A 16956-nucleotide genomic window follows, 5' to 3' on the forward strand; every position below is an offset into this window, starting at 1 on the left:
GGCTATCCGGCCCGAACCGGTGCAACCGAGTGGCGATTGATCAGGGTGGGGGTATAGATCCGGCTTTGGGTCGCTTCACTCTCCCCCGCCGCCAGCTGAATAGCCAGCTTGGCCGCCTGGGCCGCCATCAGCTCGATGGGATAGCGCATGGTGGAAAGCTTGGGGCGCAAATATCTGGCATAGATGATGTCATCGAAGCCCACCACCGATACCTCCTCCGGCACTCGCAGGCCGTTGTCCGCCAGCACTGAGATGGCGCCAGCCGCCATGGCATCGTTATAGGCAACCACGGCGGTCACCTTGAGCCCCTTGGCCAGCAAGTTGAGCATGGCTCGCTCGCCCCCCTCCTCGTTCGGGGTGCCGCTCTCGATAAGCTCGGGATCGGCTGCCAGCCCAGCCTCCATCAGCCCATCCTGATAACCCTGCAGGCGCAAGGTGGCATCCTCGATGGCGTGATCCGAGCTGATAAAGGCGATATGGCGGTGGCCCAGCTCGATCAGATGGCGGGTCGCCGTGGCGGCACCCAGCCGGTTGTTGAGGGCGATGCAGCGCCCTCTGAGGGCCGGAATATCGCGGTTGATCAGCACCATACCGGGCACCCGCATGGCGTAATCGCACAGTTCCTCGTCGCTTAGCGCCTTGCTGTGCACCACCAGCGCCTCACAGCGTTTGCCGATCAGCAGCTCGATCGCTTCACGCTCCTGACGCGCCTTGTGAAAACCGTTACCCATCAGCAGGTGGAGGTTCTGCTCGACGGCGATGCCGGAGACCCCCTTCACCAATGCACCGAAGAAGGGATCCGCCACGTCACCGACCACCACACCCATGGTGTCGCAGGTCTGGCTGACCAGTGCCCGCGCGTTGGCGTTAGGGGTGTAGCCCAGTTCGGCCATGGCCTTCTGCACCACTTCACGAGACGCGGCGCTGGCCTTGGGGGAGTTGTTCATCACCCGTGAAACCGTTGCCACCGACACATTGGCCAAACGGGCGACATCCTTGATGGTGCTCATGCTGTTTTCACTTCTTTCACTGTGCGATAGAGCGCCATTATACCCAGCAAACCCATTGAAAACAGGGGTGAAATAAATATCTGCTGTCAGGATAATCACAAAAACAGTGTAATCGTTTACACTGTTTTGCAAGCAAGCTCACAGTTTGGTCGCCACACCCTCGGCTAGACTCCTTCCAGACACTTTTTCAGTGGAGAGCAAGATGAACGTTCTGGTCACCGGCGGTTGCGGATATATCGGCAGCCACACCTGTCTGGCCCTGCAAGCGGCAGGCATGAATCCCGTGGTAGTCGACAACCTCGGCAACAGCAAGCGCAGCGTGCTGGCCCGAATCGCCGCCATCAGCGGCCAGCAACCCGTGTTCTATCAAGGGGATATTCGCGATGCAGCGCTGCTGGACAGGATCTTTGCCGAACAGCAGATCGACGCAGTGATCCACTTTGCCGCCCTCAAAGCGGTCGGTGAATCGACCCGCATTCCACTGGATTACTACGAGAACAACCTCGGCGGCACCCTCACCCTGCTGCAGGCGATGAAGCGCGCTGGCGTGCACAATCTGGTGTTCAGCTCCTCGGCGACCGTCTACGGCGATCCCGCCAGCCTGCCGATCCGCGAGGATTTCCCCCGCAGCGCCACCAACCCCTACGGGCGATCCAAGCTGATCATCGAGGAGATCCTCGAGGATCTGCAGCTGGCCGAACCGCACTGGAGCATGACCCTGCTGCGCTACTTCAATCCGGTTGGCGCCCATGAATCGGGCACCATGGGTGAAGACCCACAAGGTATCCCCAACAACCTGATGCCCTATATCACCCAGGTCGCCATCGGCCGTCGCGACTGCCTCTCGGTCTTTGGAAACGATTACCCCACCCCGGACGGCACCGGCGTGCGCGACTACATCCACGTGATGGATCTCGCCGAAGGGCACGTCAAGGCGCTGCAGCACTGCGTTGGCAAGGGTGGCGTGCACACCTACAACCTGGGCACCGGTCAGGGCCAGAGCGTGTTGCAGCTGGTCGCCGCCTTCTCTGCCGCCTGTGGTAAGCCGCTGCCATTTTGCATCGAACCGCGTCGCCCGGGCGACATCGCCGCCTGCTGGGCCGATCCGGCCAAGGCCGAGCGTGAGCTGGGCTGGCAGGCGACCCGCAACATCGACGTCATGTGCGCCGACAGCTGGCGCTGGCAATCCGCCAATCCGAACGGTTACGAGGAGTAGGCCTGCCTGCTCCCCTTAAATAAACGACTTTAATTTTCCATATCTTATTCAGGAGAGATGATGTTCAACCCCGTCGATCATCCCCATCGCCGCTTCAACCCGCTGACTGGCCAGTATGTGCTGGTCTCACCCCACCGGGCCAAACGCCCCTGGCAGGGGCAGGTGGAGAAGGTGAGTCAGGCCCCCAAACAGGCCCACGATCCCGACTGCTTCCTCTGTGCCGGCAATACCCGGGTCACCGGTGATATCAACCCCGACTACAAGGGCACCTTCGTTTTTACCAACGACTTCGCCGCCCTGATGCAGGACACCCCGGCCGCCGACAACGCAGGCGACCCCCTGCTCAAGCTGGAAGCCGCCCGTGGCACCAGCCGGGTCATCTGCTTCTCGCCGGATCACGGCAAGACCCTGCCCGAGCTGCCGCTGCCCGCCATCGAAGGGGTGATCACCACCTGGATGGATCAGGTCGCCGAGCTGTCAGCCCAGTGGGAGTGGGTGCAGGTATTTGAAAACAAAGGGGCCGTCATGGGCTGCTCCAACCCGCACCCCCACGGCCAGATCTGGGGCAGCGACTTCCTGCCCAACGAGATCGCCCGCGAAGAGCAGCACCAGCGCGACTGGCTGGCCGAGCACGGCCGCCCCATGCTGCTGGAGTATGTGGAGCGGGAGCTGGCGGATCGCTCGCGCATCGTGGTAGAGACCGAGCACTGGCTCGCCGTAGTTCCCTTCTGGGCCGCCTGGCCGTTCGAAACCCTGCTGCTGCCCAAGGCGCACGTCCCCTCCATGCTCAATCTGACCCAGGCTCAGCAGCAGGATCTGGCGGTGGCGCTCAAGGAGCTCACCAGCCGCTACGACAACCTGTTCGAGTGCAGCTTCCCCTACTCCATGGGCTGGCACTTTGCACCGCCCAAATCGGAGTGCCCCGAGGCGTGGCAGTTACACGCCCACTTCTATCCGCCCCTGCTGCGCTCCGCCACCGTGCGCAAATTCATGGTCGGCTTCGAGATGCTGGCCGAGACCCAGCGCGACCTTACCCCCGAGCAAGCCGCCGAACGGCTGCGTGCCCTGAGCCCCATTCACTACACCCAGACCAGCCACACCAATGAGGAGGCCCTATGACCCCCAGCCAACGCGTCAGCACCGTTTTTGCTGAGCAATTTGCCAAAGCGCCCGATCTGCTGGTGCGCGCCCCCGGTCGCGTCAACCTCATCGGTGAACATACCGACTACAACGACGGCTTCGTGCTGCCCTGCGCCATCGACTACGAGACCTGCGTCGCCATCGGCCTGCGCGATGACCAGCAAGTGCAGGTGATCGCCGCCGACTACGACAACCAGCGCGACCAGTTCGACCTCGGCCAGCCCATCGAGCACCACGCCGACCAGCGCTGGAGCGACTACATCCGCGGCGTGGTGAAATATCTGCAGGAACGTGGTTATGCCCTGCGCGGCCTCGATCTGGTGGTCTCTGGCAACGTGCCGCAGGGAGCTGGCCTCTCCTCTTCCGCCTCGCTGGAGGTGGCCATCGGTCAGGCCTTCAAGGAGGCGCTGGGGCTCGACATCAGCCAGGCGGAGATCGCCCTCAACGGCCAGCAGGCGGAGAACAAGTTCGTCGGCTGCAACTGCGGCATCATGGACCAGATGATCTCTGCCAGCGGCAAAACCGATCACGCCCTGCTGCTCGACTGCCGCTCGCTGGAGACCCGCCTCATCCCCATGCCGGCGGATCTGGCGGTGCTGATCGTCAACTCCAATGTGCGCCGCGGTCTGGTGGACAGCGAATACAACACCCGCCGTCAGCAGTGCGAGGCCGCCGCCCGTCACTACGGGGTCAAGGCGCTGCGCGACCTCGACCTGACCGGACTGGAAGCGGGCAAGGCCGGGCTGGATGATGCCTGCTACCGCCGTGCCCGCCACATCGTCGGTGAAAACGCCCGCACCCTGGCGGCCGCCGATGCGCTGGCGAGCTACGATCTGACCCGCCTCGGCGAACTGATGGCCGAGTCGCACGCCGCCATGCGCGATGACTTCGAGATCACCGTGCCCGCCATCGACGGTCTGGTGGAGATCATCAAGGCCAGGATTGGCACAGATGGCGGCGTGCGGATGACCGGTGGCGGCTTCGGCGGCTGCGTGGTCGCCCTGCTGCGCCCGGAGAAGGTGGCCGAGGTGATTGCCGCTGTCGAGGCGGAGTATCCGGCCATCTCGGGCCTCAAGGCCGACTGCTACGTCTGCTCTGCCAGCGCCGGTGCAGGCAAACTATGATCGATGCCATGACCCCATTCGAGCTGGAAAATGAAGAGGGGCTGCGGCTGCGCGGCCTCGATTTCGGCGCCACCCTCACTTCCCTCACTCTGCCGGTGGCGGGCCTGCGCCGTGAAGTGCTGCTGGGCTGCGCCGACGACACCTATCCCACCCAGCAGGTGTGGCTGAGTGCGGTGGCGGGCCGCTTTGCCAACCGCATTGGCGGCGCCGAGCTGGTGCGCGATGGCGAACACTGGCAGCTGGATGCCAATCAGGCGCCCAACTGCCTGCACGGCGGACAGGCAGGCTTTCATCGCCAGCAGTGGCAAATCAAGGAGCTGGAGGCGGATCGGGTCAAGCTGGTGTTGCTCTCCCGTAGTGGGGATCAGGGCTTTCCCGGCAATCTTCGGGTAACGCTGGAGTATCGGTTGGAGCAGAGCGATCTGGTGATCGATTTTGTCGCCAGCACGGATGCGCCGACCCCGGTCAGCCTCACCAGCCACGCCTACTTCAATCTCGATGAGAACCCGGACGGTGGCGATGTGCGTGACCACCTCATCAGTCTTAACGCCGATCACTTCCTGCCCACCGATCCGAGCGGTCTGCCGATTGCCATCACCCCGGTGGAGGGGTCGTTCGATCTGCGCCGCGAACGCCTTATCGGCCAGGATTGGCTGAGCCATCCCCAGCAGCAACAGGCCAAGGGGTACGATCACGCGTTTGTGCTCAACGGACCGGCTGCCGAGTGTGCAGCACGGGTGGTCTCGGGGGATCGCCAGCTAGCAATGGAGGTCTACACCAACCAGCCTTCGCTGCAGTTTTACACCGGCAACTGGCTGGCCAACACCCCGAACCGTAGCGGCCGGTCGCACCGGGATCACGACGGCTTCTGTCTTGAGGCGCAACAGCTGCCGGACAGCCCCAATCGCCCCGAGCTGGGCAACCCCTGGCTGCTGCCGGGCGAGCGTTATCACCACCAGACCCGCTACCGTTTTATCCGCGACTGACTTAAAGGTTTCATGATTTTTACATAGCCTCAGCAGTCACAATCGAGCAAGATAAGCCGCCCCGAGACCCTTCCGGGGCGTTTTTACATCAACGAAGTAAGGATTGTTTGTTCGATGACTGACACTTATAGCCTGCTGGTCGCCTTTATTCTGGGCGTCGTCGAGGGGCTGACCGAGTTCCTCCCCGTCTCCTCCACCGGCCACATGATCATCGTCGGCCATCTGTTGGGCTTTGAAGGGCCCAAGGCCGCCACCTTCGAAGTGGTGATCCAGCTTGGCTCCATCCTCGCCGTGGTCGCCGTGTTCTGGCGCCGCCTGTTTGGCCTGATTGGAATCCACTTTGGCCAGAAGCCCTCTCATGATCATGCCACCCTGTCGCTGATCCACGTCATCCTCGGCATGCTGCCCGCCATCGTGGTCGGCCTCGCCGTACACAGCTGGATCAAGGCCCATCTGTTCGGGCCAGAGACAGTGATGTACGCGTTGATCGCGGGGGGCATCCTGCTGATCATCGCCGAGAAGTTCCGCCCTGCCGTCAGCGCCGAAACCCTGGATGACATCAGCTACAAACAGGCGTTCGGTATCGGTCTGTTCCAGTGTCTGGCACTGTGGCCCGGCTTCTCCCGCTCCGGCGCCACCATCAGTGGTGGCATGTTGATGGGGATCAGCCGTCATGCAGCGGCCGAGTTCTCCTTCATCATGGCGGTACCCATGATGATGGCGGCCAGCGGTCTGGATCTCTACAAGAGCCGTGACTTTCTCTCCATGGCTGACTTCCCGATGTTTGCGGTGGGCTTTATCACCGCCTTCGTGGTGGCCATGTTTGCCATCAAGACCTTCCTGGCGCTAATCCGTCGTCTCGACTTCATCCCGTTCGCCATCTACCGCTTTATCGTGGCGTTCGCCGTCTATCTGGTGTTTGTCGCCTGACCGCCAGCCAGCAATGAAATGACAAAAGGGACCAATCTGGTCCCTTTTTCTATGGCGAATCTATGGAGAGGTTGAGCTCAGTAGAGGTGCTGGCTGATGCCGTTCAGCAGCCGCGACAGCCCCTTAGTGAACTGCACCGGCGCATCCTGCACCGTGTAGCAGAGGCAGCCATCCGGCGTGTGCGGACTGTGGGAGTGGCTGGCATCGCGCCAGATAAAATCCCCCGCCTTGTAAAGGGTATCGCCATCCTCGATAGTGCCCGCCAGCAGCAGGGTCAGCTCATAGCCCTGATGGGTGTGCTCGGGGATGCGGCCACCGGCCTCGATATGGAGCAGGCTGGCGCGGGCCCCCATCTCATCGAGCGGCAAACTCTGCTGGCGAATGGCCCCGATATGGCGCCACTTGGGTGAACGGTAGCGGGCCAGCACCCGTGGCAAGCGGTAGGCGTGACCGGCCACCTCCAGCTCGCCGGACTGGGCTCGGGGCTGGTCATGTGTTGGCTCGGACAGCGGCTGCGCCAGAATATCCGCCAGCATGGCGTCGAATCCGGCGTCCAGCGCCACGTCATCGCGGGGAGCCAGCTCGGGCTCTGCTGGCGCGGCAAGATATTGCTGCGCCAACTCCTCTTCGAATGTTTTCAGTCGGGCAGCGCAATCGGGGCAGAGTTCACAGTGGGCGGAGAGCCCCACCGCCAGTGGCAGAGGCAGCTCGTCGGCGGCGAAGGCGCACAGCATAGGGTCGGTCGGATGGGCTTTAATCATGGCCTTGCTCCACTTGCTCTTTCAGTTTCTGTAACGCCAGCCGGAGGCGGGACTTGATGGTACCGAGCGGCACGCCGAGTCGCTCCGCCAGCTCCTGCTGGGAGAACTCCTGCAGATAGATGCCGCGCACCACCTGCTGTTGCGGCTCCGGCAGGGTGCCCAGATAATGGGCCATCTGACGGGTCAGCACCGCATCTTCCCCCCCGCTCAGGTGCTCCTCTTCGGCCTGAAACTCCAGCACTGGCCACAGCTCCTCGGCACAGAGATCCTCCTTGCTGGCGCGACGACGGCGCAGCATGTCGAAGCACTGGTTGCGCATCACGGTATAGATCCAGGTGGTCGGCGCTCCCTTCTCGGGGTGGTAGAGGCGCGCCTTCTGCCACACCAGCAGCATGGTCTCCTGCACCAACTCCATGGCGTTGGCTTCGCTGCCGAGGTGGCGCAGGCCGTAGCTGCGAATACGCGGCGCAAAGTGTTGGAACAGGCGGGCAAAAGCAGCCTTGTCGGCCTGCTCTGCCACCCTGATCAGCAGAGATTTGAGGTCGCCATCCGGGTTATCCATCACGGGCGAGGTCCTGCGTATGGTCGAGTGTGGTTGGCCAGTATATGCCATTGCGCCATCCCTTTGGTGTGCTGTCGAACATGCTGTGGTAATGACTTGTACGGCGCTGCGGCGCTGGCGGATCAGCAGGTCAGGAAAAAATCAGTGGCTGGCCACCAGCACTCCCTTGAGCAGGGTGATGGCAGGCTGATTGTCGGCCGCGGCCAGCAGCAGTTGCTTCTGTTCGGGCGGGATCGGCAGCACCTCCAGCCAGCGCTGGGCCACCCAGTTGCCATCGTCCCAGCGGGGCGCGGGATAGAGGGCGGCGTAGTCGGGATAGTCGGCAAATACCTCCCGCAGCGCCTCGACCAGCGGCAGCTGATCGGGATGGAGCCGCCGGGGCGGCCAGGCCGTCAGCGGCGTCACCTCGCCGATGCGCAGGCCGTCCTGCTCCTGCCACAGATCCTCTATCTGCACCCGCTCCATCCCCTGCACCGTGATCCCGAGCATGCCATCCGGCAGCCGGTCGAAATCGATGATGGTGACCCGAGTGGCGATGGGCAGCATGTTGCGCAGGGCGTCGGGCTGGCGAGGGTCCACCATGCAGAGGGCGAAGCCGGACTCCCCCGCCTCGGCGATCATCCGCTGGTATCTCGGTTCGAAGATCCGCAGCGGCATGATGCCGCCGGGCAGCAGGTGGGCAGATAGGGGAAACAGCGCCAGTCGCATCGCAAACTCCTCGGTTGGGAACCTCTGTTGATACGCCGGGCCAGAGGGAGGAGATCATTCCCGTCATCGGGAAAGGAAAAACCCTTAACAATCAGGGGAAAATAGCCTGGACAAGCCGCTTCGATATGCAGTAGAAATGGATAAGCACCATAATTTCCGCCCAATATTCTGGAATATGGCGCCAAACGCAGTGAAATATCCGCCCGACAGCGAGCGGCGGGTCATCCCTATAGTTTTCTCGGGCCGATGCGGGTAAAATTCACGCCCTTATATATCAGTCATTTTTCGACGCGCAACCTTGGTGGTCAGTTATGAAAGAGCATATTCATCATCTACTTGAACAAACGGTAGCCAATCTCAAGTCAGCAGGCGTCCTGCCGGCGGACCTGGAAGCCCGCGTGCAAGTAGACCGATGCAAGGAAAAAGCTCACGGCGACCTGGCTACCAACCTGGCCATGCTGCTGGCCAAACCGGCCCGCAAGAATCCCCGTGAGCTGGCAGCGGCCATCATCGAGCACCTGCCCGCCTCCGACCTGATCGCCAAGGTCGAGATCGCCGGTCCCGGCTTCATCAACTTCTTCTTCGACCAGCGCTGGCTGGCCGGTCAGGTCGAGGCCATGGTGACCTCTGCCAACGCCAACGTGAAGCTGCCGACCCCGCAGACCGTGGTGGTGGACTACTCCGCCCCCAACGTGGCCAAAGAGATGGCGGTACACCACATCCGCTCCACCGTACTCGGTGACGTGGCTGCGCGTGCGCTGGAGTTCCTCGGTCATAAAGTGATCCGCGCCAACCACATCGGCGACTGGGGCACCCAGTTCGGCATGCTGATCGCCTATCTGGAGAAGATGTCCAACGAGCACGCCAGCGACATGGCGCTCAAAGATCTGGAAGCCTTCTACACCCAGGCCAAGCGTTGCTACGACGAAGACGAAGCCTTCGCCGAGCGCGCCCGTAACTACGTGGTCAAGCTGCAGGGCGGCGATGAGTACTGCCGTACCATGTGGAAAAAGCTGGTCGACATGACCATGGAACAGAACCAGATCAACTACGACCGCCTGAATGTTTCCCTGACCAACAAGGACATCATGGGCGAGTCCATGTACAACGACATGCTGCCGGAGATCGTGGCCGACCTGAAAGCCAAGGGGCTGGCGGTCGAGAGCGAAGGCGCCACCGTGGTCTTCCTGGACGAGTTCAAGAACAAGGATGGCGAGGCCATGGGCGTCATCATCCAGAAGAGCGATGGCGGTTTCCTCTACACCACCACCGACATTGCCTGTGCCAAATACCGTTACGAAACCCTGGGCGCCGACCGTGTCATGTACTTCATCGACTCCCGTCAGCACCAGCACCTGATGCAGGCCTGGACCATCACCCGCAAGGCGGGCTATGTGCCGGAATCCGTACCGCTCGAGCACCACGCCTTCGGCATGATGCTGGGCAAGGATGGTCGTCCCTACAAGACCCGCTCCGGTGGCACCGTCAAGCTGGTTGATCTGCTGAACGAGGCCGAAGAGCGCGCCGCTGCGCTGCTGGAGAGCCGCAACAGCGACCTCTCCGCCGAAGAGAAGGCCAACGTGGTCAACGCCATCGCCATGGGTGCGGTGAAGTATGCGGATCTCTCCAAGAACCGTACCACCGACTACATCTTCGACTGGGACATGATGCTGTCGTTTGAAGGCAACACTGCCCCTTACCTGCAGTATGCCTACACCCGTATCCAGTCCATCTTCCGCAAGGCCAACATTGATGCCGAGACGCTGACCGGCAACGTGACCCTGAACGAAGAGGCCGAAGAGGTGCTGGCCCAGAAGCTGATCCAGTTCTCCGACGCGGTCAACGGCGTGGCAGACAAAGGCATGCCGCACCTGCTCTGTACCTACCTGTACGAGTTGTCCGGCAACTTCATGACCTTCTATGAAGCCTGCCCGATCAACAAGGATGGCGTGGACGAAGCAACCCGTCAGAGCCGTCTGCTGCTGTGCGCCGCCACCGCCAAGGTGCTGAAACTGGGCCTCGGCGTACTGGGCATCCATACCCTGGAGCGCATGTAATAGATGGCAACCCGGGATTATGTCGGCAGCCGCCCGCGACGTCGGGCGGGTGGCCGCAATACCAAGAAAGCGGCCCCTCGCCGCTTTCCTGTTATTCCAGTGCTGCTGGTGGTGGCACTGCTGGCAGGCTTTGGTGGCTTCCTTTACATGATCAATGGCAAGGGCAACGATGCCCCCACCATTGAGGAGCAGGTAAAGGCCAACAAGCCAAAAGCGCAGAATAACGGGCTGCCTCAGGAGAAGTGGAGCTACATCGAACGGCTTGAAAACAAGCAGGTCGATATCATAGAGCCGCCGACCCAGCCGGGTGTGCTGCCGCCGCCACCGGCAGATACCATGACCCTGCAGCCGGAAAAACTGCCGCAGCCGGTGCCGACCGACATTCCCCAACCGGGAACGCCCATCGGCCAGCCCAAGCCCTATCAGCCCAATCCGGCGACCACCCCTGCTACCTCGGGTGCACCGGTTGCCAACGCGCAAGAGCAGGCGATCGACCGCAAGGCCGAACGGGAACGGATGGAGCGGGAGATCCGCGCCGAGCTGGAACGGGAGCGCGCCGAAGCGGCCAAGGCTAAAGCGGCCACCCCGCCAGCCCAGACCGCAGCCGCCGACAGTGGTCGCTACATGATGCAGTGCGCCGCCCTGCGCTCGCAGGATTCTGCAGAGTCGCTCAAGGCTCGTATCGCCTTCACCGCCGGCCTCTCTTCCAGCCTGCAGGTGATCAATGGCGCCAACGGCACCGTCTACAAGGTGATGGTGGGCCCCTTCAACGGCAAGGCGGCCGCCGACGCGGCCAACAGCAAGCTGCAGAGCTCCGGCATCAGCGGCTGCATTCCCAAGAAAGGGTAATCCGCTTACCGATGACGCAGGGCCGGGTGGCAACACTCGGCCCTGTTCTTTTGGTGCCACGCGCATCCACCCTGTTTGCTCCCCCCGTTTATCCCGACCAAAGGCAGGGTTGAAAAGCCCGTTTACCATCCCCATCTTTCTTGCCATGCACAGTCAGGCCGTCATTCGGCTCAAGCGAGGTAAGTAAAGTGACTACCATAGTTTCAGTTCGCCGCAACGGTCAGGTCGTCATCGGTGGCGATGGCCAGGTCTCTCTTGGCAACACCGTCATGAAGGGCAACGCCCGCAAGGTTCATCGCCTCTATAACGGCAAGGTACTGGCCGGTTTCGCTGGCGGTACCGCCGACGCCTTCACCCTGCTCGAGCGTTTCGAAGCAAAACTGCAGGCCCATCAGGGTAATCTGGAGCGCGCCGCCGTGGCGCTGGCCAAAGATTGGCGCACCGATCGCGCCCTGCGCCGCCTTGAAGCGCTGCTGGCCGTGGCCGACGAACACAAATCCTTCATCATCACCGGCAACGGTGACGTGGTGCAGCCGGAGCACGATCTCATCGCCATCGGCAGCGGCGGCAACTTCGCCCAGTCCGCCGCCATCGCGCTGCTGGAAAACACCGAGCTGGATGCCAGGACCATTGTCGAGAAGTCCCTCAAGATTGCGGGCGACATCTGCGTCTTCACCAACGGCAACCACACCATTGAAGTGCTGGACTACGCAGCCAAATAAGGCCACCAGCCAAACCCCATTCTCCAAGGGGTGGGCCCTGCCCGCCCCGGATACAGGAACACCATCATGTCCGAGATGACCCCGAGAGAAATCGTCCACGAGCTGGATCGTCACATCATTGGTCAGGCCGATGCCAAGCGCGCCGTTGCCGTTGCCCTGCGCAACCGCTGGCGCCGGATGCAACTCGACGAAGAGATGCGCCATGAAGTAACCCCGAAAAACATCCTGATGATCGGCCCGACCGGTGTCGGCAAGACCGAGATCGCCCGTCGTCTGGCCAAGCTGGCCAACGCCCCCTTCATCAAGGTGGAAGCGACCAAGTTCACCGAAGTGGGCTATGTCGGCAAGGAAGTGGACAGCATCATCCGCGATCTGACCGATGCCGCCATCAAGCTGGTGCGCGAAACCGAGATGGAGAAGATGAAATATCGCGCCGAGGAAGCCGCCGAAGAGCGCATCCTCGACGCCCTGCTGCCCAACCCGCGCAACACCTGGGGTGAGGAAGAGAAAGCCGACAACTCCAACACCCGCCAGATCTTCCGCAAGAAACTGCGGGAAGGTCAGCTGGATGACAAAGAGATCGAGCTGGAGCTCTCCGCCTCCCCGATGGGCGTCGAAATCATGACCCCGCCGGGCATGGAAGAGATGGCCAACCAGCTGCAGGGGCTGTTCCAGAACCTGGGCCAGAACCAGAAGAAGAAGCGCAAGATCAAGGTCAAAGAGGCCATGAAGGCGCTGATCGAAGAGGAAGCGGCCCGTCTGGTCAATCCGGAAGAGCTGAAGCAGAAAGCGATCGCCGCGGTCGAAAACAACGGCATCGTCTTCCTCGACGAGATCGACAAGATCTGCAAACGCGGCGAGAGCTCTGGCCCCGATGTCTCCCGTGAAGGGGTACAGCGCGACCTGCTGCCGCTGGTCGAGGGTTGCACCGTCAACACCAAGCACGGCATGGTCAAGACCGACCACATCCTGTTTGTCGCCTCCGGCGCCTTCCAGATCGCCAAGCCGTCAGATCTCATCCCCGAGCTGCAGGGCCGTCTGCCGATCCGGGTCGAGCTGACCGCGCTGACCACTGATGACTTCGAGCGCATCCTGACCGAACCGAACGCCTCGCTGACCGATCAGTACAAGGCGCTGATGGCCACCGAAGGGGTCAACATCGAGTTCACCAAGGATGGCATCCGCCGTCTGGCCGAAGCGGCCTGGCAGGTCAACGAGCGTACCGAGAACATCGGTGCCCGTCGCCTGCACACAGTGATGGAGCGCCTGATGGAAGATATCTCCTACGACGCCTCCGAGAAGTCCGGCGAGACCTTTGTCATCGACACCGACTACGTCAACGCCCACCTCGGCAAGCTGATCGAGGATGAGGATCTGAGCCGCTTTATTCTGTAAGCGCGCCCCTCCCGATAAAACGCCTCCCTTCGCGGAGGCGTTTTTGTATGCGTTTCTGCTCCAGCTCAGGCGCTGGCCAGCCCCCCCTTCCGGCGGCGACCCACCAGCCAGAGCGCCAGGCCAATCAGCAGGGCGCTCAGGGTGAAGAGGGCCCGGGCGCCAAACACCAGCTCGCTGGCCAGGGTCAGGCCCTGCTCTCCCACCAGGGCGGCGAACAGGCCGCCGAGCCCAGCCACCCCGGTCAGCTGGCCCAGATTGCGCGACAGGGTCAGCAAACCGGCTACAGCGCCCTTGGTCTGCTCACTCGCAGCCCCCACCACGGCACTGTTGTTAGCTGTCTGGAACAAGGCATAGCCGGCGGTCAGCAGCAGGATGGGCAGCAGGTAGCCGAGCGGGCCGAACTGCCCCGCCGCCCCGACCAGGCCGAGGGCCGCAGCCCCCATGACTGACAGCCCCAGCCGGATCACCTGCCGCGCACCCAGCCTGTCCACCAGCCAGCCGGCGGGCATGCCCGTCAGAGCCGCCAGCAGGGGCCCGCCCGATATCATCAGACCGACAGTCCCCAGATCGAGACCGAAGACGCCCCTCAGGTAGAAGGGGCCTATGAGCAGGGTCAGCACCATGACGCTGGCCACTAGGGCGCTGGCGACAAGGCCGTTGCGCAGCCCCGGGGCCCCCAGCAGCGCCAGCGGCAACAGGGGTACAGGGGCGTTGCGCTCGAGGCGAACGAACGAGGCCGTGACCAACAGGGCCCCCACACCCCACCAGAGGGCCAGAGAGCCCCCCAGGGTCAGCGTCAGGCCGTAGCAGAGCAGGGCCGCTACCAGCAGTGACAGGCTCGTGAGGTTCATCCCCTCCTTTTGTGGCGAGGAGCTGTCCCAAGGCAAGCCAAGCCAGGCACAGCCCAGCGCCAGCAGGCTGAGGGGCACCAGCAGCAGGAAGGGGGCCTGCCAGCCAAAGCCGGCCGTCAGCAGGCCGCCAAAGGAGGGGCCGAGCGCCGTACCACAGGCCGACAGGGTACCGAGCAGCCCCATACACCAACCCCGCCGAGCCGCTGGCACCAGCTGGCCCACCATGGCCAGCGCCAGGGAGAGCATGCAGGCCGCTGCGCCCCCCTGCAGGACACGGGCTGCGATCAGCCAGCCTATGGTCGGCGCCAGGGCGCACAGCAACGAGGCCAGCGCAAAGAGCCCTAGCCCCAGGAGCAGCAGACGACGCCGACCGAACCTGTCCCCCAGTCGGCCAGCCACCACAGTCAGGCAGGTTATCCCCAGCAGATAGGCCACCAGCACCCACTGCAGGCTGGCAAAGGGCACCGCAAAAGCCTGCTCCAGGGCTGGCAGCACCATGCTGGCCAGACTCCCTCCCAACATGGGCAGCAGGGTGGCGAGGCCGAGTGCCAGCAGGCCGAGGCGGCGAGCGGCAGGGGTCAGGAGCGACTTGTATTGTGACATGGCACTGTCTCCGGCAGAGGATGATGCCCACAAGGCTAGCGGGGGGCATGAGCTGGCGGAAGACGCACGACTTGCAGCTTATAGCTGCATGAGACGCCATATGAAGAGCGGGGTTCTCGCGTATGATGAAGCCAATCGACCGTCATGGGTCATCATCCGGGATCCCCGGTTCGGCGAGGGCAATGCCATGAATACCCCCGACTTCAATCTGCTGCTGACTCTGGATGCCCTGCTGGACGAAGGCAGTGTGGCCGGTGCCGCCAGGCGACTCTCCTTGAGCTCCTCCGCCATGAGCCGGGCCCTGGCCAAGCTGCGGGAGACCACGGGTGACCCCCTGCTGGTCAGGGCGGGCCGGGGTCTGGTGCCCACGCCGCGTGCCCTGGCCCTGCGCGATCAGGTCAGTCAGCTGGTGCAGGATGCGCAAGCCGTGCTACGCCCCCAGCAGGAGATAGATCCGGCCAGCCTGGTGCGCACCTTTCGCCTGAGATCCAGCGACGGCTTCGTGGAGGCGGTCGGCCCTGCCCTGCTGGCGCGGCTCGCCGCCGAGGCCCCCGGGGTCAGGCTGCACTTTCTGGCCAAACCCGACAAGGGGAGCCGCCCCCTGCGCAGCGGCGAACTGGATTTCGAAACCGGCGTCATAGGCGCAGAGACGGCGCCAGAGCTGCGTACCCAGGCGCTGTTTCAGGATCACTTCGTCGCCGTGGTGCGTCCGGGCCACCCCCTGTGCGGGGGCCCCCTGACCGCCGCCCGCTATGCCGCAGCCCGCCACATACTGGTGTCGCGGCGCGGGCTGGAGCAGGGCCCCATAGACGAGGCCCTGGCGCGCCTCGGGTTGACACGCGAGGCGGCGACCCTGGTCCCCGGCTTTGCCACTGCCCTGACCCTGGTGCGGGGCAGCGACCTGGTAGCGACCGTGCCCGAACGGCACTGCGTCGCCCTGCACGCCGATCTGGTGACCCTGCCCCTGCCCTTCCCGCTGGCAGGGATCAGGGTCGCCCTGATCTGGCACCCCAGTCAGGACGCCGACCCAGCTCACCGCTGGCTGCGCACCCTCATCCGCGAGATCTGCGCCCACGCCCCCTATGGAGGGAAGACCCGGGTCACCTGATCCCGACTCCCCGGCGAGAGAACCCGGCTTCCTGCCCGCCCCTTGTTCAAAAAAAGATCGGTCAGCCCCTTCCTTCGAATTTATACGACCGTATAATTCAGATCGAAATCTGTTCAGAAGGAGTCTTGCCAGATGCACCCCACTCGTCAACAACTGCTCGATACCGGCCTCGCCATCGCTACCGAGAAGGGGCTGCGCGGCCTGACGGTACGCGAGCTGGCGGCGGCGGCCGGGGTAAACCTCGGCTCCTTCGTCTACCACTTCGGCAACCGCGACGCCTTTATCGACGAGCTGGTCGAGCTCTGGTACGCCCCCCTCTATGACGAGCTCAAAGCGGTGGCAGCCAAAGGCTCCTACCCCTCAGCCATCGCCATGTTCGAAGCGACCATGGAGGCGCTGATCGGACTGGTGGCGCGCCAGCGTGGCTTTATCAACCACCTGTTTGGCGATGCGCTGGCTGGCGAAGGGGCGGCCCAGCGCTTTCTGCTCAGCCTGCCGCGCCGCCACCCTCTGCTGCTGATCGAGCAGGTGCGCATGGCACAGGCGGAAGGGTCGCTGGTCGCGGGCCACCCGCTCCAGCTGATGATCTTCATCATGGGCTCGGTCGGCCTGCCGCTGGTGATCGCCGGCAGCGATCGTCAGCTCGGCTGGCTGCCCGAACAGGCCGCCCCGTTTCTCAGCCAGATAGACAACCCCGAGGCTGCCAGACAGCGGCTGGTATGGGCCCTGCGCGGCCTGCGCCCCACCGACATGAAGGAAGGAGAAGCGCTATGAAGCAACGCATCGCAATGGCAGCTCTGCTGCTGGCCGTTCTCAGTGGTCACCTCTGGTTGCAAAGCCATCCTCAAGGAGAAGTGGTATGAAGCAACGCATTGCCATCGTGGCCCTGTTGCTGACCGTTCTCAGTGGTTACCTCTGATTGCAGTGCCATCTT

The 16956-nt window shown here is 63.1% G+C and carries 16 protein-coding genes; 11 read left to right on the forward strand and 5 right to left on the reverse strand.

Features of this window, described 5'->3' with window-relative positions; all coding sequences use genetic code 11:
- Nucleotides 1-2: 2 nt before the first annotated feature.
- Complete coding sequence (locus tag BSP75_RS15325; protein ID WP_042059491.1) at nucleotides 3-1010, reverse strand: substrate-binding domain-containing protein; 1008 nt, start codon at nucleotides 1008-1010, stop codon at nucleotides 3-5.
- A 202-nt stretch (nucleotides 1011-1212) separates the two neighbouring features.
- Here BSP75_RS15325 and galE point away from each other — a divergent pair, with 202 nt between their 5' ends.
- The 5 genes from galE to bacA all read left to right on the forward strand — a co-directional run bounded on the left by galE (nucleotide 1213) and on the right by bacA (nucleotide 6406).
- Nucleotides 1213-2226, forward strand: a complete 1014-nt coding sequence (gene galE / locus BSP75_RS15330; protein WP_075113752.1) for a UDP-glucose 4-epimerase GalE — start codon at nucleotides 1213-1215, stop codon at nucleotides 2224-2226.
- 60 nt (nucleotides 2227-2286) lie between these two features.
- Entirely contained in the window at nucleotides 2287-3345 is a 1059-nt protein-coding gene (locus tag BSP75_RS15335) for a UDP-glucose--hexose-1-phosphate uridylyltransferase (protein WP_075113753.1), read from the forward strand.
- Nucleotides 3342-4490: a galactokinase gene (galK, locus tag BSP75_RS15340; RefSeq protein WP_075113754.1), complete on the forward strand. Its 1149-nt coding sequence runs from the start codon at nucleotides 3342-3344 to the stop codon at nucleotides 4488-4490. The genes BSP75_RS15335 and galK overlap by 4 nt, the downstream gene beginning before the upstream one ends.
- Complete coding sequence (galM, locus tag BSP75_RS15345) at nucleotides 4487-5476, forward strand: galactose-1-epimerase (RefSeq protein WP_075113755.1); 990 nt, start codon at nucleotides 4487-4489, stop codon at nucleotides 5474-5476. Before galK ends, galM begins: the two co-directional genes overlap by 4 nt.
- Before the next feature lie 114 nt (nucleotides 5477-5590).
- Complete coding sequence (gene bacA / locus BSP75_RS15350; protein WP_075113756.1) at nucleotides 5591-6406, forward strand: undecaprenyl-diphosphate phosphatase; 816 nt, start codon at nucleotides 5591-5593, stop codon at nucleotides 6404-6406.
- Between the two features lie 77 nt (nucleotides 6407-6483).
- Here the strand turns inward: bacA and BSP75_RS15355 are convergent, their stop codons facing one another.
- The 3 genes from BSP75_RS15355 to BSP75_RS15365 all read right to left on the reverse strand — a co-directional run bounded on the left by BSP75_RS15355 (nucleotide 6484) and on the right by BSP75_RS15365 (nucleotide 8437).
- Entirely contained in the window at nucleotides 6484-7167 is a 684-nt protein-coding gene (locus BSP75_RS15355; RefSeq protein WP_075113757.1) for a ChrR family anti-sigma-E factor, read from the reverse strand.
- Nucleotides 7160-7729 (reverse strand): sigma-70 family RNA polymerase sigma factor, encoded by a 570-nt coding sequence (locus BSP75_RS15360; RefSeq protein WP_005355542.1) that lies wholly within the window; start codon nucleotides 7727-7729, stop codon nucleotides 7160-7162. The genes BSP75_RS15355 and BSP75_RS15360 overlap by 8 nt, the downstream gene beginning before the upstream one ends.
- A 141-nt stretch (nucleotides 7730-7870) precedes the next feature.
- A complete protein-coding gene (locus BSP75_RS15365) occupies nucleotides 7871-8437 on the reverse strand; it encodes an LON peptidase substrate-binding domain-containing protein (protein ID WP_075113758.1) in 567 nt (188 codons plus the stop codon).
- A 311-nt stretch (nucleotides 8438-8748) separates the two neighbouring features.
- On the opposite strand from BSP75_RS15365, the gene argS reads away from it, so the two are divergent.
- The 4 genes from argS (at nucleotide 8749) to hslU (ending at nucleotide 13460) form a co-directional block, all read left to right on the forward strand.
- A complete protein-coding gene (gene argS / locus BSP75_RS15370) occupies nucleotides 8749-10494 on the forward strand; it encodes an arginine--tRNA ligase (RefSeq protein ID WP_042059472.1) in 1746 nt (581 codons plus the stop codon).
- A gap of 3 nt (nucleotides 10495-10497) precedes the next feature.
- Nucleotides 10498-11343 carry an SPOR domain-containing protein gene (locus tag BSP75_RS15375; RefSeq protein ID WP_075113759.1) on the forward strand — a complete coding sequence of 282 codons (846 nt, stop codon included), beginning with the start codon at nucleotides 10498-10500 and terminating at the stop codon, nucleotides 11341-11343.
- A 188-nt stretch (nucleotides 11344-11531) separates the two neighbouring features.
- Complete coding sequence (gene hslV / locus BSP75_RS15380) at nucleotides 11532-12065, forward strand: ATP-dependent protease subunit HslV (RefSeq protein ID WP_005342555.1); 534 nt, start codon at nucleotides 11532-11534, stop codon at nucleotides 12063-12065.
- Between the two features lie 66 nt (nucleotides 12066-12131).
- The gene (gene hslU, locus BSP75_RS15385) at nucleotides 12132-13460 is read left to right on the forward strand and encodes an HslU--HslV peptidase ATPase subunit (protein ID WP_042059467.1); all 1329 of its coding nucleotides are present in this window, start codon (nucleotides 12132-12134) and stop codon (nucleotides 13458-13460) included.
- Between the two features lie 65 nt (nucleotides 13461-13525).
- Here hslU and BSP75_RS15390 read toward each other — a convergent pair whose 3' ends face one another.
- Nucleotides 13526-14914: an MFS transporter gene (locus BSP75_RS15390; RefSeq protein ID WP_075113760.1), complete on the reverse strand. Its 1389-nt coding sequence runs from the start codon at nucleotides 14912-14914 to the stop codon at nucleotides 13526-13528.
- A gap of 187 nt (nucleotides 14915-15101) precedes the next feature.
- On the opposite strand from BSP75_RS15390, the gene BSP75_RS15395 reads away from it, so the two are divergent.
- Together BSP75_RS15395 and BSP75_RS15400 are read left to right on the forward strand one after the other, a co-directional pair.
- Complete coding sequence (locus tag BSP75_RS15395) at nucleotides 15102-16022, forward strand: LysR family transcriptional regulator (protein ID WP_075113799.1); 921 nt, start codon at nucleotides 15102-15104, stop codon at nucleotides 16020-16022.
- A 132-nt stretch (nucleotides 16023-16154) separates the two neighbouring features.
- The gene (locus BSP75_RS15400; protein WP_075113761.1) at nucleotides 16155-16796 is read left to right on the forward strand and encodes a TetR/AcrR family transcriptional regulator; all 642 of its coding nucleotides are present in this window, start codon (nucleotides 16155-16157) and stop codon (nucleotides 16794-16796) included.
- Nucleotides 16797-16956: the final 160 nt, after the last annotated feature.

The organism is Aeromonas sp. YN13HZO-058 (assembly GCF_001921245.1).
GTDB lineage: Bacteria > Pseudomonadota > Gammaproteobacteria > Enterobacterales > Aeromonadaceae > Aeromonas > Aeromonas allosaccharophila.